At 41.5% G+C, this 22,873-nt stretch carries 23 protein-coding genes; 12 read left to right on the forward strand and 11 right to left on the reverse strand.

Features of this window, described 5'->3' with window-relative positions; all coding sequences use genetic code 11:
* Positions 1-202: 202 nt before the first annotated feature.
* Positions 203-508 carry a hypothetical protein gene (locus HYG93_RS10910; RefSeq protein ID WP_106985083.1) on the forward strand — a complete coding sequence of 102 codons (306 nt, stop codon included), beginning with the start codon at positions 203-205 and terminating at the stop codon, positions 506-508.
* A gap of 68 nt (positions 509-576) precedes the next feature.
* On the opposite strand, the gene HYG93_RS10915 is transcribed toward HYG93_RS10910, so the two are convergent.
* On the reverse strand, positions 577-1,377 hold the full coding sequence (locus HYG93_RS10915) for a hypothetical protein (RefSeq protein ID WP_120364561.1): 801 nt from the start codon (positions 1,375-1,377) through the stop codon (positions 577-579).
* 96 nt (positions 1,378-1,473) lie between these two features.
* Positions 1,474-2,235: a ferredoxin--NADP reductase gene (locus HYG93_RS10920; RefSeq protein ID WP_106985084.1), complete on the reverse strand. Its 762-nt coding sequence runs from the start codon at positions 2,233-2,235 to the stop codon at positions 1,474-1,476.
* Positions 2,236-2,320: 85 nt separating this feature from the next.
* On the opposite strand from HYG93_RS10920, the gene gigC reads away from it, so the two are divergent.
* Positions 2,321-3,199 (forward strand): LysR family transcriptional regulator GigC, encoded by an 879-nt coding sequence (gene gigC / locus HYG93_RS10925; protein WP_106985085.1) that lies wholly within the window; start codon positions 2,321-2,323, stop codon positions 3,197-3,199.
* 139 nt (positions 3,200-3,338) lie between these two features.
* Here gigC and HYG93_RS10930 read toward each other — a convergent pair whose 3' ends face one another.
* Positions 3,339-3,992, reverse strand: coding sequence for an OmpA family protein (locus HYG93_RS10930; RefSeq protein WP_106985086.1), 654 nt, complete (start codon positions 3,990-3,992; stop codon positions 3,339-3,341).
* A 246-nt stretch (positions 3,993-4,238) separates the two neighbouring features.
* Here HYG93_RS10930 and HYG93_RS10935 point away from each other — a divergent pair, with 246 nt between their 5' ends.
* The 6 genes from HYG93_RS10935 to HYG93_RS10960 all read left to right on the forward strand — a co-directional run bounded on the left by HYG93_RS10935 (position 4,239) and on the right by HYG93_RS10960 (position 8,882).
* The gene (locus HYG93_RS10935) at positions 4,239-5,162 is read left to right on the forward strand and encodes an acyltransferase (RefSeq protein ID WP_106985087.1); all 924 of its coding nucleotides are present in this window, start codon (positions 4,239-4,241) and stop codon (positions 5,160-5,162) included.
* Between the two features lie 19 nt (positions 5,163-5,181).
* The gene (locus HYG93_RS10940; RefSeq protein WP_106985088.1) at positions 5,182-6,240 is read left to right on the forward strand and encodes a preprotein translocase subunit SecA; all 1,059 of its coding nucleotides are present in this window, start codon (positions 5,182-5,184) and stop codon (positions 6,238-6,240) included.
* Between the two features lie 122 nt (positions 6,241-6,362).
* On the forward strand, positions 6,363-7,088 hold the full coding sequence (gene minC, locus HYG93_RS10945) for a septum site-determining protein MinC (protein WP_106985089.1): 726 nt from the start codon (positions 6,363-6,365) through the stop codon (positions 7,086-7,088).
* Positions 7,089-7,156: 68 nt separating this feature from the next.
* The gene (minD, locus tag HYG93_RS10950) at positions 7,157-7,969 is read left to right on the forward strand and encodes a septum site-determining protein MinD (RefSeq protein WP_106985090.1); all 813 of its coding nucleotides are present in this window, start codon (positions 7,157-7,159) and stop codon (positions 7,967-7,969) included.
* 1 nt (position 7,970) lies between these two features.
* Positions 7,971-8,243 carry a cell division topological specificity factor MinE gene (minE, locus tag HYG93_RS10955; protein WP_106985091.1) on the forward strand — a complete coding sequence of 91 codons (273 nt, stop codon included), beginning with the start codon at positions 7,971-7,973 and terminating at the stop codon, positions 8,241-8,243.
* Between the two features lie 351 nt (positions 8,244-8,594).
* Positions 8,595-8,882, forward strand: coding sequence for a PA4642 family protein (locus HYG93_RS10960; RefSeq protein WP_106985092.1), 288 nt, complete (start codon positions 8,595-8,597; stop codon positions 8,880-8,882).
* 60 nt (positions 8,883-8,942) lie between these two features.
* On the opposite strand, the gene HYG93_RS10965 is transcribed toward HYG93_RS10960, so the two are convergent.
* From HYG93_RS10965 to HYG93_RS10980, 4 genes are all read right to left on the reverse strand, one after another.
* The gene (locus HYG93_RS10965) at positions 8,943-9,845 is read right to left on the reverse strand and encodes an AEC family transporter (protein ID WP_106985093.1); all 903 of its coding nucleotides are present in this window, start codon (positions 9,843-9,845) and stop codon (positions 8,943-8,945) included.
* A gap of 312 nt (positions 9,846-10,157) precedes the next feature.
* Positions 10,158-10,586 (reverse strand): YadA family autotransporter adhesin, encoded by a 429-nt coding sequence (locus HYG93_RS19670; protein ID WP_372658900.1) that lies wholly within the window; start codon positions 10,584-10,586, stop codon positions 10,158-10,160.
* A gap of 9 nt (positions 10,587-10,595) precedes the next feature.
* Positions 10,596-12,683, reverse strand: coding sequence for a hypothetical protein (locus tag HYG93_RS10975; protein WP_178962467.1), 2,088 nt, complete (start codon positions 12,681-12,683; stop codon positions 10,596-10,598).
* A 93-nt stretch (positions 12,684-12,776) separates the two neighbouring features.
* Entirely contained in the window at positions 12,777-13,076 is a 300-nt protein-coding gene (locus HYG93_RS10980; protein ID WP_106985096.1) for an ESPR-type extended signal peptide-containing protein, read from the reverse strand.
* A 256-nt stretch (positions 13,077-13,332) separates the two neighbouring features.
* Here HYG93_RS10980 and HYG93_RS10985 point away from each other — a divergent pair, with 256 nt between their 5' ends.
* Positions 13,333-14,409: a LuxR C-terminal-related transcriptional regulator gene (locus tag HYG93_RS10985; protein WP_106985098.1), complete on the forward strand. Its 1,077-nt coding sequence runs from the start codon at positions 13,333-13,335 to the stop codon at positions 14,407-14,409.
* 76 nt (positions 14,410-14,485) lie between these two features.
* Here HYG93_RS10985 and HYG93_RS10990 read toward each other — a convergent pair whose 3' ends face one another.
* Positions 14,486-17,740, reverse strand: a complete 3,255-nt coding sequence (locus tag HYG93_RS10990; protein WP_178962468.1) for a DNA translocase FtsK — start codon at positions 17,738-17,740, stop codon at positions 14,486-14,488.
* Between the two features lie 253 nt (positions 17,741-17,993).
* Between HYG93_RS10990 and trxB the strand changes: the two genes are divergently transcribed.
* From trxB to HYG93_RS11005, 3 genes are all read left to right on the forward strand, one after another.
* Entirely contained in the window at positions 17,994-18,944 is a 951-nt protein-coding gene (trxB, locus tag HYG93_RS10995; protein ID WP_106985100.1) for a thioredoxin-disulfide reductase, read from the forward strand.
* A gap of 191 nt (positions 18,945-19,135) precedes the next feature.
* Entirely contained in the window at positions 19,136-19,870 is a 735-nt protein-coding gene (aat, locus tag HYG93_RS11000) for a leucyl/phenylalanyl-tRNA--protein transferase (protein ID WP_106985101.1), read from the forward strand.
* A gap of 31 nt (positions 19,871-19,901) precedes the next feature.
* Entirely contained in the window at positions 19,902-20,717 is an 816-nt protein-coding gene (locus HYG93_RS11005; protein WP_106985102.1) for an arginyltransferase, read from the forward strand.
* Between the two features lie 35 nt (positions 20,718-20,752).
* Here the strand turns inward: HYG93_RS11005 and rimI are convergent, their stop codons facing one another.
* The 3 genes from rimI to HYG93_RS11020 all read right to left on the reverse strand — a co-directional run.
* Complete coding sequence (rimI, locus tag HYG93_RS11010) at positions 20,753-21,211, reverse strand: ribosomal protein S18-alanine N-acetyltransferase (protein WP_106985103.1); 459 nt, start codon at positions 21,209-21,211, stop codon at positions 20,753-20,755.
* Between the two features lie 119 nt (positions 21,212-21,330).
* Complete coding sequence (locus tag HYG93_RS11015) at positions 21,331-22,212, reverse strand: metal-dependent hydrolase (protein ID WP_106985104.1); 882 nt, start codon at positions 22,210-22,212, stop codon at positions 21,331-21,333.
* A 242-nt stretch (positions 22,213-22,454) separates the two neighbouring features.
* On the reverse strand, positions 22,455-22,873 hold a 419-nt coding region (locus tag HYG93_RS11020; protein ID WP_256733444.1), incomplete at its 5' end, for an EF-Tu/IF-2/RF-3 family GTPase.

Here is a 22,873-nt window from a genome sequence, read left to right on the forward strand (position 1 = left end):
GCAATCGTTTAAACATTCCAATAGCTAAAATTATGCATGGCGCACATTTTGCTTATCTTTATATGATCTTTTAGATCAGCTACACAACAAAACTTATACGTTAAAGCCTAAGACCACTGTGTTTTATAACAAAAGTTTGGGTATATTTCTTGACGTTTATTTTTTATTTATTGCTTTAATTTTTTTCTAGGGAAGCCTCAATATGCATAAAACATGGGCATTAATTACATGTATATTTTTAACAGTTCCAACCATGTCTTGGGCTGAAACCACAAATAGTATTCAAACACCTGAACATCAAAATTTAACTCTGGGCGATAAGTTTGAGGACATGCAAAATCGCATGAAAGCATCACCGATTAAAGTGACGTCATACACCTTAGTAGATGCCACAAAGCCTAATACGTTGGCGGTTGATTATACTTATGAAATTGAGAATTTTCGCTATAACATTACCATTGTGGATGGGCATGTATTTAAAATTGATGTAGAAAATATGGATAAATAATTGACTCAAAACTCAATAATTAAAAAGGTAGCATATCTGCTACCTTCTTTATTTGTGCTCCACAGCATTTAAGGCTTTATGCCACGCATAAAACTTATCACACTAAATAACCATAGAAACAGCACAAAGCTACGGCCTTGTGTGAAATGTGCTAATTCTGTGCCATGTAGCATATTGTGTCGCGTTGATGTGACTGTTGAGCTACTGTCCATCTTGTAGGCTGCTAGTTCAGCAAAGTATGAATTCATTTCAAAGGCAATTTTTGACTTATGCCATAGGCTCTTAATTTCATTACCTTTTAAGCCAGGTACTATTTTATGAACATCTAGAAACTTGGTGTCCTTCTGCTCAAGAAAACCTTTAGCGACTAAAACATCTGTGAGCAAACCTTCTAATTGTGCATAAAGCATAGGAATACACCCTGCATATATGCCTTGCGCATACAATTTTAAAGCTTGTTCTATAATATTACGGCGCTGCACTTGATGTACGTCGACTTGCATATCATCAAGGGCTTTAAAAAGTTCAGTTTGAAAAAATTCACCTGTTGGAACAGCCAATAAATCAAATTGCGCAATGTCATTGGCATCATTGACAAGTTGCCAGAAATAAAGAACATTCAATGCGTCATTGGCAATTTTACTTCCCTCAGGCTGATCTAAAGCTTCGGCCAACACTTGAAAATAGCCTTCTTCCTGTGCAAGTTTGGCCAAATGTTTCTGTAAAAAGCTATGCTCACCTGCGGTCATTGTATCCAAATACTGCTGTGCATCTTCTAAGATGATTTTTCCAGCTTGTTGCGCTTCATTTTTATGGGCAGCTATACGTGTGACTGGTGCATCGTAATTAAAATCATCGTCATCAATCATCATCTAATACTCTATGTATAAATGCTCTTGCTATCCAGCAAATCGAACATCTAAAAATAAGCTCATTAAAAAGACATTCCCGCATGGGAGTTGCCATTACCAATAATTTTCTACAGCAATATTGCCTTCGCCGCGACGGTTCATAGTGAGTCCGCGGGCTTTTAGGGCCTCTTTCGTATCTTCGACCATTTGCGGATTACCGCATAACATGACATGTGTGGTATTTGGATCGAAATTGAGCTCGGCTGCTTGCTCTAAGCTGCCATTGGCAATCAATACTGGTAAACGGTCATGCAATCGTGCATTTGGGTCACGAGTGATAATAGGAATAAATTTAAAGCCCGTGTGGCCTTCACCAAACGTTTCAGCAATTTCTGCAATACGTGTTGCATAAGCCAATTCAGCCTGTGTACGTACACTATAAACTAGATTGATTTTTTCGTATTTTGACCATGTTTCAAAATCTTGAAGCATGGAGATAAATGGAGCCAAGCCCGTCCCTGTACCCAGTAACCATAAGTCTTTCGGTGCAGGCAACTGATAGCGTGCTAAGGTTAAAAAGCCATAAGGGACTTTTTCTAAATACAGCTCATCGCCGATTTGAAGATGCTGTAAATTTGAAGTAAATGCACCATCTGGTACAACAATTGAGAAAAATTCTAATGTTTCATCAAATGGTGAAGACACCACTGAATAAGCACGTACTACCAGCTCGTCACCCACTTTTAAGCCAATACGCGCAAACTGCCCTGCTGTAAATTTAAAATGAGCTGGTCGCGTCATGGTAAAACTAAACAAGGTACTGGTCCAACGATGTACAGATAAAACCTTTTCTAAGCTAAATTTTTCAATTGACATGATTTCGACGTGGCGTGAAAGACTGTGCTCATGTTAGCATGACAGCATATTTTATTAATATTTTTTAAATGTTAAGGCTATATTCATGCGCATGACATTACGCCAGTTGGCTGTTTTTGTAGCAGTCGCTCAAGAAGGCACTGTGACCAAAGCCAGTGATGCTGTCAAGCTAACACAAAGTGCTGCCAGCATGGCGCTTGCAGATTTGGAAGATGGGCTAGGCGCACCTTTATTTGACCGTCTGGGTAAACGACTGCAACTCAATGATTTAGGGCGTTTCTTACTGCCTCAAGCTCTTGAAATTTTAGGTCGCTGTGATGCCTTTGAACAAGCAGCCAAAGGTGAACTACAAAGTATTGATTTGCGCTTGGGTGCAACCTTAACCATTAGTGATTACTTAATGCCTGATTTAATGGCTGATTTCTTAAAAATTCAGCCACAAGCGCATTTACAATTACAAGTGGGTAATACCCGCCAAATGATTGAAGCAGTAAATCAATTCCAATTGGATTTGGCTTTAATTGAGGGTTCTTGTCATTTGCCACAGCTTCAATGCATCCATTGGCGTGATGACGAATTGGCAGTGTGCTGTGCGCCCAACCACCCTTTGGCACAACTCAACCGTGCATTAACCGCAGATGATTTCAATTCTGTTGAATGGATATTGCGTGAAGAGGGTTCAGGCACACGGGAAGTTTTTGACAATGCGATTTTAAAAGACTTACCGAATGCCAATATTCGCCTTACCCTAGGTCATAATGAAGCGATTTTAAAAATTGTCGCTGGCGGTTTGGGTATGTCGTGTATTTCTAAACTTGCCATTGAACCTTTACGTGAAAAAGGTCAATTGGTCGTTTTAGATACCCCATTTTGGTCTTTAACTCGTCCACTGTTTATGCTGGTGCATCGTCAGAAATACCAAGGCCCCGGCTTAAAGGCATTTATGAAGTTCTGCGAAAAATAAGTTTCAATTCATTTTAAAAGCACCCAAGGGTGCTTTTTTATGGTCTGTCACTTCAACATCTAATTGTATAAACATGTATGTATAAATTAAAAAACCGCCCGAAGGCGGTTTTTTAATTCAAGATTCAGAGTTTACTGAATTATTGAACTGCATAAATGCTGATTTCTACACGACGGTTTTGTTCACGACCAGCCGCTGTAGCGTTAGATGCGATTGGGTTTGCTGCACCTTGACCTTGAGTATTAATACGTGAAGTAGAAACACCTTGAGACGCTAAGTAGCTAGCAACTGATTGCGCACGTGCTTGAGACAATGGAATGTTGATTGAATCATTACCTGTGTTGTCTGTATAACCTGTAACTAAGATACCGCTCTTGTTATCTTCAGTTAAAGTTTGCGCAACTTTGTTCAAAGTAGAATAGAAGTTAGGTTTGATATTTGATTTGTTTGTATCAAATGTAATGCTACCTGGCATAACTAAACCAACAGAACCATCTGGATTACGGTTAACTTCTACACCAGTACCCGCCATTTGTTGACGTAGTTTTTTCTCTTTGTTATCAAGATAAACACCAGTCGCACCACCAAGTACCGCACCAATTGCTGCTGCACGGTTGTTTTGAGAACTAGAGTTTGCATTGCCTTTAGAAATACCGTAACCCGCTGCAGCACCAATTAAAGTACCCAAAGCAGTTTTGTCGTATTCCATACCGCCAATATTATTACCTGTTGTTTGACAGCCAGATAGTACCAAAGCCCCTGCTACTGCTGCTGAAATTGCTAGTGCACGCATCGCATGCCTCCTTGATTGTGTTTTGTTGTATGGATGGAATGATGAAGTAAAAAAAATCGAGTAACCATTGATTTTTTGTTAATAATAAATCGTTTAGTTACAATTTGTAATATTTAAATAAGAAAATAATGCCAACTTCGTCAAATTTTCTCCACAGTTGTTCTGAAGTGCTTTTTTATTTTCAAAACACGCTCTATATTTGTGTGAATTGGCAAACGTTAGACTATTCCCCATTAGGACTTTTATATGTCATCGCACAGCAAGAAGCAACCAGCATTAAAAAAAGTCACACGCGGGCTGACTGTCGGTTCGGTTATCACAGGAAGTACTTTTTTCCACGGGCCACCTGTATTGGCTCTAGGACTGACCAAGCTCTTTAAACAATCAAAAAAGGTTGATGAAACCAATATAAAAATCACCAACAGTTGGCTGAGTGTAAATAACTGGCTCATTGATCATGTGTTGGTTAACACTCAATGGGATATCTCGATTGATGATGATCTTGATCTGAATATGCAAGGCCGTTATTTGATGATGTGTAATCATCAAAGCTGGGTAGATACCACAGTAAATCAGTATTTTGGCTTAACACGTATGCCACTCACCCGTTTCTTTACCAAATGGGAACTGATCTTTATTCCTTTCGTGGGTCAAGCATTTAAAATCTTGGGTTTCCCAATGATGAAACGCCATAGCAAAGAACAAATTGCTAAAAATCCTGAGCTCAAGCATCGTGATATGGAAGAAGCGCGCAAGTCTTGTGAACAGCTTTTAAGCCAGCCATTTACCTTGCTCAATTACCTCGAAGGAACACGCTTTACGGCGGAAAAACACGCGCAACAAAAATCAACATTTACAAATTTACTTAAGCCTAAAGCAGGTGGTTTAGCACTCGCATTGAATATTTTAGGTGATCAAATTGATGCTTTGGTCGACATGACCATTGTTTATCCTGATGGTGTACCAGGTTATGGTGAGTTTTGGCTGGGCGAGGTGCCTAGAATTGCTGTAAATTTACGTAAAATTGATATCCCTGCATGGGTTGCAGGTGGTAATTATGAAGAAGATGCCGAATTCCGTGAGAAATTCCAGCAATGGGTAGATCAAATTTGGACTGAGAAAGATCAATTGATTTCAGAAATGAAATCTAAATATTCACCTGTCGTCTAAATACACGGAGCCCGCTTCTATGTCGCAGAACATCCCTGTTAAAAAATCTAAATACCAGCATTTAGACCCCAAAAGCTTCTATTTCAAAGCTTTTTTGGCCTATGACATTTTCATGGTATTTATTATTATTTTTAACTTGTTCTGCTTAGGCATGAACTTCTTCCTCATGAGTAATATTGGGGGCTGGTTCTTTAATGCCATCCATTTACCGAGTGTACTTGAATTTTATCGTGAATACTTGCACCCGTGGGTAATTACTACAGAAGCGTGGTTCATAATTTTCTTGATTGTGGAATTACTCACGCGCTGGGCAATTGCAATCGTACAGAAACATCACCAACGTTGGTTTTTCTTTCCGTTTATCCATTGGTATGAAATTGTTGCCATTGTGCCCTATTTCCGCTTTTTACGATTATTTCGTGCAGGGGTTGTGGCCTACCGCCTCTATGAAATGGGTTATCAAATTTTTCCAACCTCTTGGCAGGAAAAAGGCTTATTTTACTATCGCGTCGTGATGGAGGAATTATCCGATCGTGTAGTGGTAACGGTTTTAGATGGTCTCAAACATGAGCTTCAAACCAGCACAACACATAAAGATTTAATCAGCAATGTCATTCAGCATCATCGGGATTTATTCTCCCAAGCGCTGGCTGAAATTCTGCAAGAAAATTTAAGTCGTGAGCTACAAGCCGATCGTGAACGTATTGCAAAAAGCGTGGGACAAATTGTCAATCAAGCAATTGAAGATACGCCTGAGCTGACGCAATTACTGCGCCTTATCCCGATTGTCGGTGGCCGTATAGAACAACAAATTCAAAGCATCGGACAGCGATTAGGTGAAAATATTACCCAAGGCTTAATTGATCCTTTAGCATCACCAAATGCGTCTACAGCACGGCATCCTAATTTATATACAGATATTGCAACACGGATTAGTGCCATTGAAATTGAAAAAAATGACAAACTTGATGCGTTGGTTCGCTCGGCTGTTTTTGAAAGTTTAGAGGCCATTCGTAAGCAAGTAAAAGTAAAACAATGGCAACAAGAACTCCAAGCACAAGATCAAGCTAAAGATTAATCTATAGTTCAAAAATAATTGCTGTTTCTGCTAGAGAAATGCCTCATTTTGTTCTAGCATTTGCTCTACTTAAAATATCACTTCCACATAAAATCAACAGTGAGAAGTTTGAAGGAATAATTATGGCTGATATACGGATAAAAGGCAGAATGGTCAATGCAATCCGCATTAACCTTGACACAAATGATCATGATGCGATCCGCCAGCAACTTAGCCCAATGCTTCAAAAAGCCTTCCCAATCGGAACGCTTGCGGTCATTGAAAGCAGTGTTGAACAAGAGCTTATTGAACTGATTCAATTGCTGATTAGCCTTGAGTTACAGCCGATTGCTGTAACAGACGGTGTCTTGGCAGACCAAGCTCGCGCTATTCAATTTCCAGTCATTCCACCTGACCGTAAGATGGAACAGGTCAAACCAACCAAAGAGCAAGCAATTGAAACGCCTGCTGTCGCTGAAAAACCCCAGCCACAAGCAGAAGATACAGTCGTAGTGGCGGTACCAGAAGTCCGCCATATTACGTCTTACCATGATGAAATTCTGCGTACTGGCCAATGTATTGTGCAAGATCACGGTGACATTATTTTAAGTGCTGGGATTAACAGCGGTTCCGAAGTCATTGCTTCAGGAAATATACATATTTATGGCAGTGTCCGTGGTAGAGTCATTGCCGGTGCTGGGGGCAATAGTGCTGCACGAATCTTCTGTCATTCACTTGAAGCAGAACTCGTGTCTATTGCTGGGACATATTGCGTAGCCGATGACATTCCACCGCATGTTACGAAAAAACCCGTACACATTTATTTAAATGACCAGCATGAGCTTGTATTTGAAGCTTTGCAATTTTAATGTATAAATAAACACCAATAAACCCCTGTATTGATCAGGGGATTTAAACCATAACAGGAGTGGATTCGGTGGCGAAAATTGTTGTCGTAACATCAGGCAAAGGTGGCGTAGGTAAAACTACAACAAGCGCATCTTTTGCAACAGGTTTAGCCCTACGTGGTCACAAAACTGTTGTGATCGATTTTGACGTAGGTTTACGTAACCTCGATTTGATCATGGGCTGTGAACGCCGTGTAGTATACGATTTTGTAAATGTCATTAATAACGAAGCACGATTACAACAAGCGTTAATTCGCGATAAAGACATTGAAAACCTTTACATTTTGCCTGCATCACAAACACGTGACAAAGATGCCTTATCTGATGATGGTGTTGCACGTGTAATGGATGAACTTTCACAAGAATTTGATTATATTATTTGTGACTCACCTGCAGGTATCGAGCGCGGTGCAATCCTTGCAATGTACCATGCTGATGAAGCAATTATTGTGACCAATCCTGAAATTTCTTCGGTACGTGACTCTGACCGTATTATTGGTATGCTCGATAGCAAAACCAAAAAAGTAGAAAACAACGAAGGTCGTATCCGTAAGCATTTATGTATTACACGTTACAACCCAGAACGTGCAGACAAACAAGAAATGTTAACCATTGATGACATTTCAAAAGACATTTTACGTGTACCTACACTGGGTGTTATTCCTGAGTGCAAAAGCGTGCTGCAAGCTTCGAACGAAGGTAAACCTGTCATCTTATATACAGAAACCCAAGCGGGCGAAGCTTATGATGACTTAGTTGCACGTTTCTTAGGTGAAGAGCGTCCTTACCGTCATATTACTGCGAAGCCGAAAGGCTGGTTAGCACGATTATTTGGAGGATAAGATGGCTGGTTTTTGGAGTAAATTATTCAGCGGTGATGACAAACCTACAAGCGCTCAAACTGCAAAAGACCGCTTAAAAGTCATTGTTGCGTCCGAAAATGGCTTAGGCAAACGTTTGAGCCAAGACAAAATTGACCAAATGAAAAAAGAAATCATGCAAGTCGTTAACCGCTATGTTCGTGGTGTCGATGAGCAACATATTCAAATGTCTGTACGTTCTGAAGCGAACATCGAGATGCTTGAAATGAATATCAATTTGCCTGAAGAGCGTTAATTTGATTTCTGATTAGTCAATCAAATTGAATCAAGGCAAAATATGAGCCTGAACAAAGCACTGCTTTGTTCAGGCGCAAGACAAGAAGCTTTGCTTCGAAGTGCCTGAACCTTTAGGCTCTGCCATGTTCAGGCGCAAGACAAGAAGCTTTGCTTCGAAGCGACTGAACCTTAAGGCTCTGCCATGTTCAGGAGCAAGACGAGAAGCTTTGCTTCGAGTGGGTTAGATTGCAATTCTTGCACTGACGACTCAACAAGCATTAACTTCAAGACAAAGTAAATAACAAAACTTTGTCACTTGCGTACTCATATTTTGCTTATTTATTTTCAAAAGAACACCAAGGGGATTGCAATGGCATTATCTCAACCAGCGACGTTTAATGAAGAATGGTCAGATGAACGAGTATTTGCCTACTTAACTCAGTTACCTCCTGAAGGCGTAAACGGCGATTTTCATGTGCTATACCATGCATTCAAACACATGCGTCCTACTGACTATGAGCGCCTACTTACTCAATTCACAGCAGACGGCCGTGATGTTAATGCAACCAACCCTGAAGGTCAGCGTATTCATGATGTGATTGCCCAATTCCCGCGCCAAAGCGAAGGCTTTTTAGCAGTATTGGCAAAATTTGCATAAGCATTTTTTCGCATCAAAAAGCCTGCACATGCAGGCTTTTTTTATAGCAACATTTTAAAATTAATATAACAACCACATCAGTAAAGGAAAACTTCCGATAAAGCATAGGGTCTGTAGGCTAATCACGCCAGCCATCAACTGGCTATCCCCTTGAAAGTACCGCGTTAAAATATAGGAAGCAGATGCAGTCGGTAAAGCAAAAAAAGTGACCAAAATAATACTTTGCAACTCAGTTAGCCCCAAACTCCCGCTCGCGAAAAATGCCAAGCACGGCATAATCAACAAGCGCGCAAAAGTATTTGCTGTGAGCCGTGAGAGGCCTTTACTTAACTGATCGAGTTGTAGCGCTGCACCCACAGAAAGTAAGCCTAAGGGCAAACTTGTGGCTGCCAAGATGTTGCATAAAGACTGCATCCCAGAAAATAAATGCAGACCTGAAAGGTTAAAAAGCACACCAACTACACAACCCAAAATAAGCGGATTTTTAGCTATGGCAAAGAGCGTGTCATACCATCGTCCACGTTGCCCCTCAGAAAAGGCCATGACCGAAAAGATGTTGACCACAGGGATAGCAACAGCAATCAACATGGCAAACATCTGCATGCCTTCTGTGCCGTAAAGCGTCCCCATCAATGCCAGACCAATATAGGTATTGAAGCGAATTTGACTCTGTACATATACCCCAAAACGCGCTACAGGGATGGCATATACTCGCTTCAACAACCAAAGTATGCTAACCACACCCAATACAACGGCAAAAAATGCCTGCAATAATTGGAAGATCGCACCTAGATTTAATTGTACGCCTGCTAAGTTATTAAAAAGCAATACAGGAAAAAGAAAGAAATAATTGAGTTTTTCCGAATTGGCCCAAAATTCTGTTTGCAAAAATTTTTTACGCTTAAACCCATAGCCCATGCTAATGAGCACGATCAGTGGAAATAACGCCATGACAATATTCATGCAGACGCTCCTCTGCTCATCCGCATCTGACGTTGTATTTGCATTCCTTGGCTACCTGCTAAGTCTCTACAGTAATCTGATCATTACTTAAAATTGAAGCGTTGTCGTGAATCATAGAATGAACATCTATGCATGGCAACCTTTCACATATTAACGATATTTATCACGTATTTATACCATCATACTACTCCATCCAATATACATATCAAGCCAAATTTAGAGCCTAAACAATACAAAAAGCCCAACTCAAAATAGTTGGGCTTTTCAAAAAATTATAAATAATACTGTGCAGATTTATCTGTTAAATGGTCCTTATTTCCATTGCCAGCCAATTGCAACACCACCACTAACATCACCTTGAGAACTGGCTGTACCAGAGGCTTTATAAATAAAACGATTATCCTCAGTTACACCACTAAATCCGACTGCAAAGCCTTGCTGTCCTCGCCACGTACCCCCTGCAACACTAAACATATTTGCACCTGCATAGGTTGGTTGAGGCAAAGACGCCACGGCGATAGCTGAAGCAATCGCTGCCCGTGTATCCCGACGCTCATTACGGAATTCATTTTCCAATGCATTCACACGCTGGTCTGTATACTGGCGTGATTGACTGAGCGATTCAGTCACTTGGGTATCAGTATAACCATTCGCTTTATTTAAGGTTTGCAGTTCAGATTCCCGCATTTGCCTCAGGTTTACTGCATCGGTATCTTGTGTTCCCGCTGCAACATTTACAATTTGCCGCTGCTACGTATCCGAACCGACAGAGATCGTATTGTCACGCAGCGCTGTAGAGCCATGACCTAAAGCCACAGCATTATTTGCCGATGCATTTATTGCATTGCCCAATACAGCGGTATTTTGCCCACTCACTGAATTATCATTTCCGATGGCCAAACTGCCTTCACCTGCAACCATATTGCTGCTTCCGATTGCGATAGACTGTTCTCCAGACACCTGATTCGCCGTCCCCAAGGCAATAGACTGATCCCCCGATGCTTCAGATGAACTGCCTATGGCTACAGCATCCGTGCCTGTTGCCAAAGGCAATACCGCCTGTGGATTTGGGTTTGTTCCAATGGATACAACCGCTGTGCCACCGCTGGCCAGTGACGTCAGCCACTGTTGCTCTGTCCCGTTAAAACCATTCTGCACAGCAAGATCAAATGCGCTGAATCCTTGGTCACCTTTAAGGCCTTGCAAGCCTCGATCACCTTTATCACCCTTATCGCCTTTTAGGCCCTGCAAGCCCTGATCCCCTTTGTCGCCTTTGACGCCCTGAGACCCCTGCAGTGATGTCAGCCAATCGGCTTCTGTTCCTGCATATCCATGATTGACCGCAATATCATAAGCGCTCGCACCATTGCCTGTGCCTGTACCGCTATTTAAACCCGGTATCCCCTGATCACCTTTATCCCCCTTGTCACCCTTTAAGCCTTGTAATCCTTGATCTCCTTTGTCCCCCTTATCACCTTTTAAGCCCTGTGCCCCTGTATCACCCTTTAATGAAGCTAGCCATGCAGTTTCACTGCCACTAAAGCCGTTTACGACAGCAATTTCATACGCGCTTTTTCCATTTGCGCCTGTCCCAGTACCGCCTGTCACCAAACTGCTGACTTGTGTTTGCAAATTTGTGAGCTTGCTATTCACTGCAGTAAAAGCACTACCTGCATCTCGATACGTTCCTCCTTGAATAATATAGCTTGGCGCTGTCCAAACCCCGCCCGTATAGTTTGCGCCGGCACCCAATGCAGTTACCATTGGATGTAATTGAGATAAATTGACAGCATCTGTATCTTTTATGGCTTTAGCAAGGTTGGTTAAGCGTTTTTCCATCGTCCACTGGCCTATGGATACGGTATTTTCTTCATCAGCAATTGAGCTCGTGCCAATTGCCGTTGCACCTTGCGCCGTTGCACTCGCACCTGAACCAAAAGCGCTACTCCATTTTGCACTTGCTCTCGAAGCATGCCCCATTGCGGTACTATACTCACCGCTTGCCTGGTTCATGTAGCCGACTGCCGTTGCACCTACTTCAGTGGCCCGATTTCCATAGCCCATGGCAACTGAACTGGTTGCATCAGCATAATTTCGATTGCCGACTGCAGTGGCATAATCAGCAGATGCGGTATTTTTTAAACCCACAGCATTGCTATCTAAACCTTTTGCAGTATTTTGCACGCCAACAGCTGTACTGTTTTCCTTAATTGCAAAGTTGAATGTTCCCAAGGCAGTACTGTAATCACCTGCAGCGATGTTGCCATAACGGACATTGTCTAAAAATTGCTGACGTTCCTCGGCTGTGACCTCTGCGCCATTGATATGGGTAATATAATTGAGGCCGCTTAAGCCTGCGCCTGCAGAAACAGTCACTTCAATTCCATTGACACTGACCAGCTTGCCTGCGCTGTCTTTCAAATCATATTGACGCGCCCTACTGCTTACACTGCTGATCGTTGAATCATTTTTCAATCCGCTACCAATCGCCGCTGAAGACAGCCCAATCGAAGTATTTCGATTTCCTATTGCACTGCCTGAATTTCCCAAACTAATATTTGTAAAGCCAATTGCGCTATTATCAAACCCAGAAGCAATGTTTAAAGCACCTAATGCGCTGCTGTTTGTACCAAACGCTCTATTCAAATAGCCCACAGAACTAGAGCTAAGCGCTGATGCAGTATTATATGCACCCACTGCACTGCTCAAACGCCCTGATGCGGTATTGGAATTACCAAAGGCATTACTCTGTATGCCTGAAGCAGTATTTTCTGCTCCAAATGCCATAGCATATTGATTGGAAGCCGTATTTTTATAACCAATTGCAGTGGCTGTCATGGCATTTTGTCCAACTATGTTTTTATAACCTATAGCGCTAGCATATTCAGATTGTGCTTGGTTGCCATAACCAATCACACTTACTTCAGTCGACTATGCAAGGTTCTTATGCCCCAATGCAACACTGTCTGTTCCTGGTGCACCATTGTTACTGCCACAAGCGATTGCACCTGAACCAACCGCACTTGACGTAGAACTTGTACCAGATTGATATGCACAAATTTCGCCAGCATCACTTTGCGTAACAGCTAGACCGCAGATAACTGCAGCCAACATTTGTACACATCTATATCCAGTATTTTTCTCACTGGTCGCTGTATGACTTTTAGCAGCTTCTCCTGTAACTACAAGCTGGCCTTTTCTATTGCGTACGACTTTATATATATGATTCATGTTGTGCCCCAAATCTGCTTAGCATCGTCTTGATGCTTTCTGTTTTTCCTAGTGCTAAAGCAAAAAATTTACAAACTGCATTTCTTGCGTATGAAAAACTGAATAAAGCCATAACAAGTGGCTCAAGCATGACCCCTGACTGGGGGGCTAAAGTTTATTTTTTTTATCCTGAAATTTAACCCACACATTTTCGGATGTTTTTTAATCAAAAAAATCTAGGTAAAATAAGTGTATTCATTATTATTTATGGCGATTTATGGCAACTTTGCGTAAATTGGATAGCAATAAAAAAAGTACATTAAATCGGATTCGTTACTTGTGTTGCTCAGGCCATTCTGCAATTACTTTAGCGCCTTTATTTTTTAAATATTTAAATCAGCTTATTCCGCATGATTTACATGCTTTTGCACTTACATCAGCATCAGCTGTGCCTTATATGTATTATCACTCTGGACTAGATCAACGTTTCATTGATTTATTACAACATGAGGTCGAAATATTTTTAGACCCAAAAACTGAAGGCCATATGCGGTGGCTAGATACACCCACCTTACCAAAATCAGGAAACTTACTTCGTCCCGATGAACAGTATTTTCAAAGCAATAATTATCAAATTATGGTTCGTGGCAGTGGTGTGCACCATACCCTAGATTTACGCTTAGAACAGTCCAATAAACCAAGTGGCGGTGTTTCACTGTTCCGTGGTGTAGGTTCAAGTTTTTCCGAACAAGATAGCTACTTTCTATCCCAAGTTGGCCAATATATTGAATACGCCTTGCAACATCAAACAACTTTACGCAACGAGTTTAACTTTGATGTTGAGCAAGCAATGCTCATTCTTGATCCAAACAGTGAAGTCATCATGATGACAGACTCAGTGAAGGATCTACTCAACTTACTTGCAATCCACTATGATTTTTGGGAGCCCAACAAAGCCTTACCCAAAATCTGTTATCAAGTGATCAATGAACTCAAATATGGTGTACAACTCCCTCAAACGCGGATAGATATCCCAAATGGCATTTTAAATATTCGCGCCGAGTGGATGTTTTCACCTCTACAGCAAGACCGATGTATCGCGCTACATTTGAAGCATGAATTGCCCCGTAGCTTATTCATCTGGACAAAATTAGAAAATGCTGATCTCTCACCACAACAGTGTCAAGTTGCCTATCTCTTAGTCACAGGTAATTCCAAGCAAGACATTATGCATAAGCTTGAAATCAGTCCAGCCGTTTTAAAAGACTGTATCAAAGCCATTTACTTGACCTTCCATGTACATTCTTTGGCTGAACTAATTGACTATGCCAGTCGCTGGAGCCTCAAGTACTAACAGTAAAGGAAAGCAACTAAAACTGACCAGCATAAAAAAAGCAGCATAAATGCTGCTTTTTTATATGATCTTAAATTTAAATCAAAATATCGCGTTTGCCATTTGCACCCATGGCGCTGACAATCCCGTTTTCTTCCATCTGGTCGATAATACGGGCTGCACGGTTATAGCCAAGGCTAAATTTACGTTGCAGTGACGATGTAGATGCCTTACGTGTTTCAAGTACGAAAGACACACACTGATCATACAACGCATCACGGTCTGAACCGCCATCACCATCTTCAAAACCACGAGAGGTCGGCTCTTCATCATACGGTGTTAAAATTTCATCCACATAATTAGGCTCACCGCGTTCACGCCAAGCATCACAAATACGGTTCACTTCATCATCGCTAATAAAAGCGCCATGCACACGTTCTGGCTCAATTTTACCTGGGCCAAGGAACAACATATCGCCATGACCCAATAGGTCTTCAGCACCGCCTGCATCTAAAATTGTACGCGAATCAAGTTTACTGTTCACACGCAAGGCTGCACGGGTTGGAATATTGGCTTTAATCAAACCTGTCACAACATCCACAGTTGGACGCTGTGTTGCAAGTAATAAGTGAATACCCGCTGCACGTGACTTTTGCGCTAAACGTGTAATCATTTCTTCAGCTTTTTTACCAACCTGCATGATCATGTCAGCAAATTCATCCGCCACAATCACAATCAATGGCATTTCTTGTAAGCGAGGTGCACGCTCGCCCGCCACAGACTCACTGGCTTTCCAAGTCGGGTCAAATAGATCTTCGCCATTTGCCAATGCCTCTTGCACCTTACGATTATAGTCCATGACTTTACGAACTTTCATCATAGACATCAGTTTATAACGGCGTTCCATTTCATTTACACACCAGTTTAATGCGCTGACTGCATCTTTCATGTCAGTCACGACTGGCGTAAGCAAGTGAGGAATATCGTTATAGTTGGCAAGTTCAAGCTGTTTCGGGTCAATCATGATTAGACGCAGCTGCTCAGGCGTATATTTCAACAGCATCGAAAGCAGCATTGAGTTTACAGCGACTGACTTACCAGAACCTGTCGTACCTGCAACCAGCATATGAGGTGCTTTAGCCAAATCGGCCAATACAGGATTACCCGAAATATCTTTACCCATCGCCATACTGAGCAATGCATTTGGATCACGGTAAGCTGGCGTTTCTAACAATTCAATTAAACGCACCATTTCACGTGAGCTGTTTGGCACCTCAATACCAATATAAGGCTTGCCCGGAATAACTTCGACTACACGCACCGATGCCATAGACATCGAACGCGCTAAGTCACGCGAAATATTGGTCACTTTCGATGCTTTTACACCCGGCGCCAAATCCAGTTCAAAGCGAGTTACAACTGGCCCTGGTTGTGCCTCCATCACTTTCGCTTTGACGTTAAATTCCTGCAGTTTAATTTCCAGCAGTTCAGAAAGGCGGGCTAACTGTTCTTCTGTAAAATTCACCTTTTTATTCGGATCAACATCATCCAGCAAATCTAGACCCGGCAATGGCGGTAAATCTAAACGCTTTTTCGCAACCTGCATGGCGCGAGACAGCGGACGACCTGCCGAATCTGTTAATGGCGCATCAAAATCAAAGTCTTCTTCTTCAAACTCTGGTTCAGCTTCAGCTGGACGGCCTGCAGTATCCTGCCAAACTTCACGGAAAGCATCTTTATTCGAGCTAATCAGCGCTTTTTCTTCTTCAGATACTAATGGCTTAGGTGCTTCAAAACTGGTTTGAATATTGGCATTTACCAATGAAGATGATTGCGCATAACTGCTAGTGGTTCTTGGTGCTGGCGTGTCATTTAAATCATCAACCAGTAAATCATCAAGATCATCAAATTCTGTGTCTAAATTTGCTGCTTTAGATCCCGTTGTTATTATAGGTGTAGCTGCAAATGTTGCCGCTGTTGCCGCTGTTGCCGCTGTTGCCGCTGTTGCCGCTGTTGCCGCTGTTGCCGCTGTTGCCGCTGTTGCCGCTAGCGTCATAGCATCATCTACAATATGCAAACTTGGCTTATCATGTGGCTGTGGTGCAAACTGCATTTCTACACTTGGCACAGTCGACGTAGTCGTTTCAGCACGATCATCCGTCAGTGATGTGCTATTAAACGGGATATGTACATCTGTCGCCGTTTTTGCATTTGGCACTGCAGCCAACAACTCATCAAAGATTTCATCATCATCCCAATCTACAGATGATTTTGATGCCGAGGATGTTGGCTGTGTAGAGATGTCTACTGTAGATGCGTCGTGTGCATGCACCACATGCTGGAAATTAGTGGCCGCTGTTTTAGGTTGCTGCTCTTCTTCAGCTGCTTTTAATAAGGCATCAATATCTTGTTTATGGCGTTGATCTTCATCTGAATTTAATGCACGCCACACTTCACCTGTCGCGACAACACGCTCAGGATCATCCATTAAGCGATGGGCTTTTTCCAAAGTTTGTTCAAACTCTGCATCTAATTCTGGCGTAGTTAAATCAGCTTCAACTTGGGGCTGACGTTGCTCTGCTTCCCATTCTTTATCTGCAATATCGCTAAACAAACGCTCTGCAGCACTATCACGCACAGCAGGATCAATACTCGATTGCTGTTGATGCTCCACAGCCAATGCCGTTGCAGAAGCTGATGTTGCCATTTTCGCAACAACAGGTGTCGCTTCTTTTTTAGTTGGTGGTGCAGTTAAGTCGTATGCAGACTCACTTTCAGGCACATTACGATAAAATAGATCTTGTAAATACGCAGGTGCTGCTTTTAAGGTGACCCAAGTTTTGTTCCACTTTACCCCAAAGGCTAAAGTAAACAGGAGCACCCAAAACACAATCAGGAAGAAAGCCGCGCCATAAATGGTCAGTAAATTAGATAAACTTTGGCCCAATTCATAACCAATAATACCGCCAGATGCATTATCTAAAGTATCTGCAGGAACTTGCCAGAACAAAAACAATAAACTCGCAGTCGCCAACAAAATAAAAAACTGTGCAGCAACACGAAAAGGACGGTTTAAAAAGCTATGTGGCCACCAAACTTGTACTGCTTCTGCAAACAAATATACAGGTATAAGTAGACTGGCCCAGCCAAGAAAACCAAATAAAAGATCAGCAATCCATGCACCAGCAACGCCACTGGCATTTGATACTTGCATAGTATCACTAGAAATGTGCATCCAGCCTGGATCAAATGGTGTATAAGTGACTGTTGCAAGGAACAGATAAATCCCAAATGAGACCAAGAATAATGTCATTATTAAGCGCTGTGCATAGGCACCCGACACCGCTGTCATATACTGTCCTGTAACCAATTTTTCAAATGTTTTTGTTTGCTGGCTGGCTTGAATCTAAGCTGCGCAATAAGCCCCATATTATGCACTTCTTCATCAAAAAAAGATGCATGATTATTTAGCTAAGTTGTTAACTCTATTCTATATAGCCCAAATCGATTTCAATGATCAATAATATCGACTTTAATCTCACACAATCAGCACCGACTTTCACGTATAATTCCACAAATTTCCCTATAAAAAAAGGATGTCGCGAATGAGCGCTCGTCACTCTCGTTTAATTATTTTAGGTTCTGGCCCTGCTGGTTATAGCGCTGCTGTATACGCTGCACGTGCCAACTTAAAACCAACACTCATTGCTGGTTTGCAACTCGGTGGACAGTTAACAACTACAACTGAAGTAGACAACTGGCCAGGTGATGCACACGGTTTGACAGGCCCTGCCCTCATGGAACGTATGCAAGAGCACGCTGAGCGCTTTGGTACAGAAATTATTTATGACCACATCAACGAAGTTGATTTAAGTCAACGCCCATTTGTACTTAAAGGCGATATGGATGAATTTACATGTGATGCCTTAATTATTGCAACAGGTGCGACAGCACAATACCTCGGTTTAGAATCTGAAGCTGCCTACATGGGCCAAGGTGTGAGTGCATGTGCAACATGTGATGGCTTCTTCTATAAAAACCAAAAGGTGATGGTTGTAGGCGGTGGTAATACTGCAGTTGAAGAAGCACTTTATCTTTCAAACATTGCTTCACACGTGACTTTAGTACACCGTCGTGACTCGCTACGTTCTGAAAAAATCCTTCAAGATCATTTATTTGAAAAAGTAAAAGAAGGCAAAATCAGCATCATTTGGAATCATCAAGTCGATGAAGTATTGGGCGATGCGCAATCTGGCGTAACTTCAGTACGCTTGAAATCAACTCAAGATGATTCAACACAAAATGTTGATGTGACAGGCATGTTCGTTGCGATTGGCCACAAGCCAAACAGCGGTATGTTTGAAGGTCAATTGACGCTACGTGATGGCTATGTACAAGTACAAAGCGGTACTGCAGGTAACGCGACGCAAACTTCAGTAGCTGGCGTATTTGCTGCAGGTGATATTGCAGACAGCATTTACCGTCAAGCGATTACTTCTGCGGGTTCAGGCTGTATGGCTGCCCTTGATGCAGAAAAATATCTTGATGCGCTTTAATTCCTAAGCGCTATAGATAAAAAAACCGCCGTCATGGCGGTTTTTTACTTTAAGCCTGTTTAACTCGCCCTATAAACAAACAAAAAATAACGAGCCATTTCATAAAGACAAAATATAACAAAACATCCCCGATTGGGCAGTAATCAAATATTGGTTATGATAAACAGAATCAATCTAGGTCAAAATCTCTTATGCAATGCCTGCCAGCTTCTAAATTTACCTTTCCAGACCCAGTCGAAGTTGACCCAGAAGGACAAGGATTGATTTGCAGTGGCGCAGACCTCTCCCCTTCTACAATATTTGAAGCCTACACACATGGATTATTTCCATGGTTTTCTGAAGGTGAGCCAATTTATTGGTGGTGTCCTGAACCGCGCTGTATTATCCGCCCACAAGATTATCGTCCAAGCAAAACCTTACTACGTAGCATGAAGAAAATGAATTACCGCATTACGGTCAATCATGCTTTTGAAAAAGTGATCCGCTCCTGCTCACTTCCACGCAGTTATGCCAATGAGACTTGGATCTCTGAAGATATTATTCAAGGTTATTGCGCCATGTTTAATGCAGGCTATGCATATAGCATTGAGGTTTGGGAACAAGATCTACTTGTCGGAGGCTTATATGGTATTAGTATTGGGCAAGGTTGTTTTGGTGAATCCATGTTTAGCACCCGCACCGATGTGTCTAAAATGGCTTTCTATAGCTTGATGCTGATTGGACAAGAAAATCAGCTTGAATGGATAGACTGCCAATTAGAAAATGATCATTTAATCAGCTTAGGTGCTTGTACAGTTTCTCGCCAAATATACTTAAATTCGTTACAAGATGTGATAAAACGCCCTGCAATTGATTGGAAAAAATATCAAGACAGTGTATTTTCAAGTAAAACAATAGCGCAAAATTCCGCATTAGTTCCCGATTGAGTCGAATCATACAAAAATAGAGGGATATTGCATGAACTCATATCAACCAAAATCCCTGCTTAACGAGTTGCAGTATTATATTACGCCACCACATGACTGTAGCTACTTAGACAATAAATCTGCACGTATGGTGTTTTTAGATCCAGTACATCGTATTGACGTCGTTACGCTGTCTGAACTTTCCCGTATGGGTTTTCGTCGTAGTGGTGATTTTGTTTATAGACCAGAATGCCATCTCTGTCGCCAATGCTTATCATCTCGTGTTCCCATCCATGAATTTACAATGAACAGCAAACAAAAGAAAGCTTGGAAACGCAATCAGGATTTAAGCCTTAAAATTACACAACCCAAAGATGCAAGCGATGTGCATTATGCGTTGTATGAGCGTTACATTACGGAGCGACATGCTGATGGCGACATGTTTCCACCAAGTCGTGATCAATTTGAAAAATTCTTAATTCATAGCTGTACGGACAGTTTCTTTTTAGAATTATGGCTAGATGATCGTCTCATTAGTGTATCAACCTGCGATCCGCTCGATGACGGCTTATCTGCGGTCTATACTTTTTTTGACCCAGATGAACATAAACGCTCTTTAGGCGTGTTCGCGGTATTAAAGCAAATCGAATATGCCAAAGCGCTCGGTTTACAATATATATACTTAGGCTATTGGGTTCCTCATTCCAATAAAATGAATTACAAGTCGGATTACATTCCTCTGGAATTGCTACTTGATGGGCAATGGCGTCGTTTAAATCACACCTTAAGTGCCGAAGAAATTCAACATTTAGGAGACTCTTTAATGACGACCCTCCCTTCAGGTTGGAATAATTCCATTATTAAATAACAATCGCATTGTCCAATACAACGCGGTTGTGTTTCTTATTTAAATAGCTGTGAAAAATCATCACTACATGTACGCACCATAATAATGGCGTGCTCACGCGTACCATCTGGCTTCGGATAATAGTTTTTTCTTAAATCAATTTGATGAAAATCAGATTTCTCATATAAACGAATCGCAGCGGTATTTGATTCACGTACTTCAAGAAAAATCTGCACAGGATTATTTTTCAGCATCGCAATAGATTCTTCTAGTAAACGATATCCTAAACCTTGGCCTTGTTGACTCGGATGAATCGCCATGAGCAACAAGTTCGCTTCATCTAAAACGGGCTGTAAAATACAGAAACCCACAACTTGCCCACGTACTTCAATGACTGTACTTTGATAGCCAGTCACCGCCTCATCAAACTGCTTCGGTGTCCACGGATGGCTTTGGACTAATTTTTCAATTTCTACGACAGATGCAACATCGGCCGTATTCATCAAACGAATCATCTTCGTTATCTTTTATCGCGAATAGGAATAGCGAATTATAAAAAAATTGACAAAAAAATCGAGTAAAAAAAAGAGCGATTTTCATCGCTCTACAAGATTCAAAAAACTACAGCATTCACTTAAAAACCTAATTTCTCTTTCCATTTTGCCAACAGACTGTGTGTATCTAAGTCATTTGGGTGAAAACCTGGTTTGAAATATTCTAGCATCTCTTTACCCATGCCAGTAATCACCCCTTTTGACGGGCTGTATGCATATTCGTAAATAATACCTAAAGATTCACGGTTCAACTGCTGGTCTTCTTTTAATAATCTGAACAAGAAGTAACTTTGTACACAAAATAACGTCACCATAGCAGCAACTAAACTTGTCGTACGTACCGTATAAGCTTTTACGCCTTTACCAAATACACCTTCATATACATCATAAGCGACAGCTTTATGTTCATTTTCTTCAATTGCATGCCATAACCACATGGTTTTCATGGTTTCATCAGTCATCAGCTCTTGAATATGCGGATTCACCAATAATTGAGTTGCGATCGTTGCAGTAAAGTGTTCAAGCGCTGTGGTAATGGTTAGGTCCACCATTTGCTTATTAAAGCCAAACGGCTTACCAATCATTGCTAAAAACTTGCTCGAATTTTTTAATACTTTTCCAGTATAACCATCTAAAGTATCAACATCATGGCCAAATTTTTGTGCAGATGCATTAAAGCCAACATGCTCTTGTGTATGCATGGCTTCTTGACCAATAAATGCAGAAATTTCTTTTTGTAACTCTGCATTGTCTTTAATGCCAGAATGCTGACGAACAGCACGAACGCTGTCAATAAAGAACTTTTCACCTGCTGGAAACAGTGCAGATAATGCAGTCATAAAATGTGTGAGACCTGCAGAACCATTCATCCAATACTCTGGAACTGAATCAAAATCAAAGTTCATTCGACGAACTGGGAAACTTGCGCCTGCACGGTTGGTAATATTTACTTTAGCGTTCATAACTAACTCCTGCCAATCAGCTGATTCAGCTGATTCATCCTTATATTTATATTTTCATAACTTAATATTAAAGATTTGCAATTTTTCGATAATCGCAGTTAAGGTCAAGAGATATCAGTTAAGGACAGCTTTCAAAATTATTGTCTGACAATTTATCTTTCGTTTTGATTTGATAGTTTTTTTAGAATCATTAGCCATAAAAAAAGCGCCTCAAAGAGGCGCTTTTTTTACACAATCAGCGATTATGCAGTTACTTTAGCAACTACACCAGCACCAACTGTACGACCGCCTTCACGGATCGCAAAACGTAGACCTGGGTCCATTGCGATTGGATGGATAAGCTCTACTGACATTTCAACGTTGTCACCAGGCATTACCATTTCCACGCCTTCTTTAAGCGCGATCGCACCAGTTACGTCCGTAGTACGGAAGTAGAACTGTGGACGGTAACCGTTCAGGAATGGAGTATGACGACCACCTTCTTCTTTAGAAAGTACGTATACTTCTGCGTCGAATTTAGTATGCGGTTTGATTGCACCTGGTTTAGCAAGTACTTGACCACGTTGAACGTCTTCACGTTTAGTACCACGTAGAAGAACACCACAGTTCTCGCCCGCACGGCCTTCGTCAAGAAGTTTACGGAACATTTCTACGCCAGTTA

Origin of the sequence: Acinetobacter sp. SwsAc6 (assembly GCF_013391565.1) — a bacterium.
In the GTDB taxonomy this organism is placed as follows: Bacteria; Pseudomonadota; Gammaproteobacteria; order Pseudomonadales; family Moraxellaceae; genus Acinetobacter; species Acinetobacter cumulans.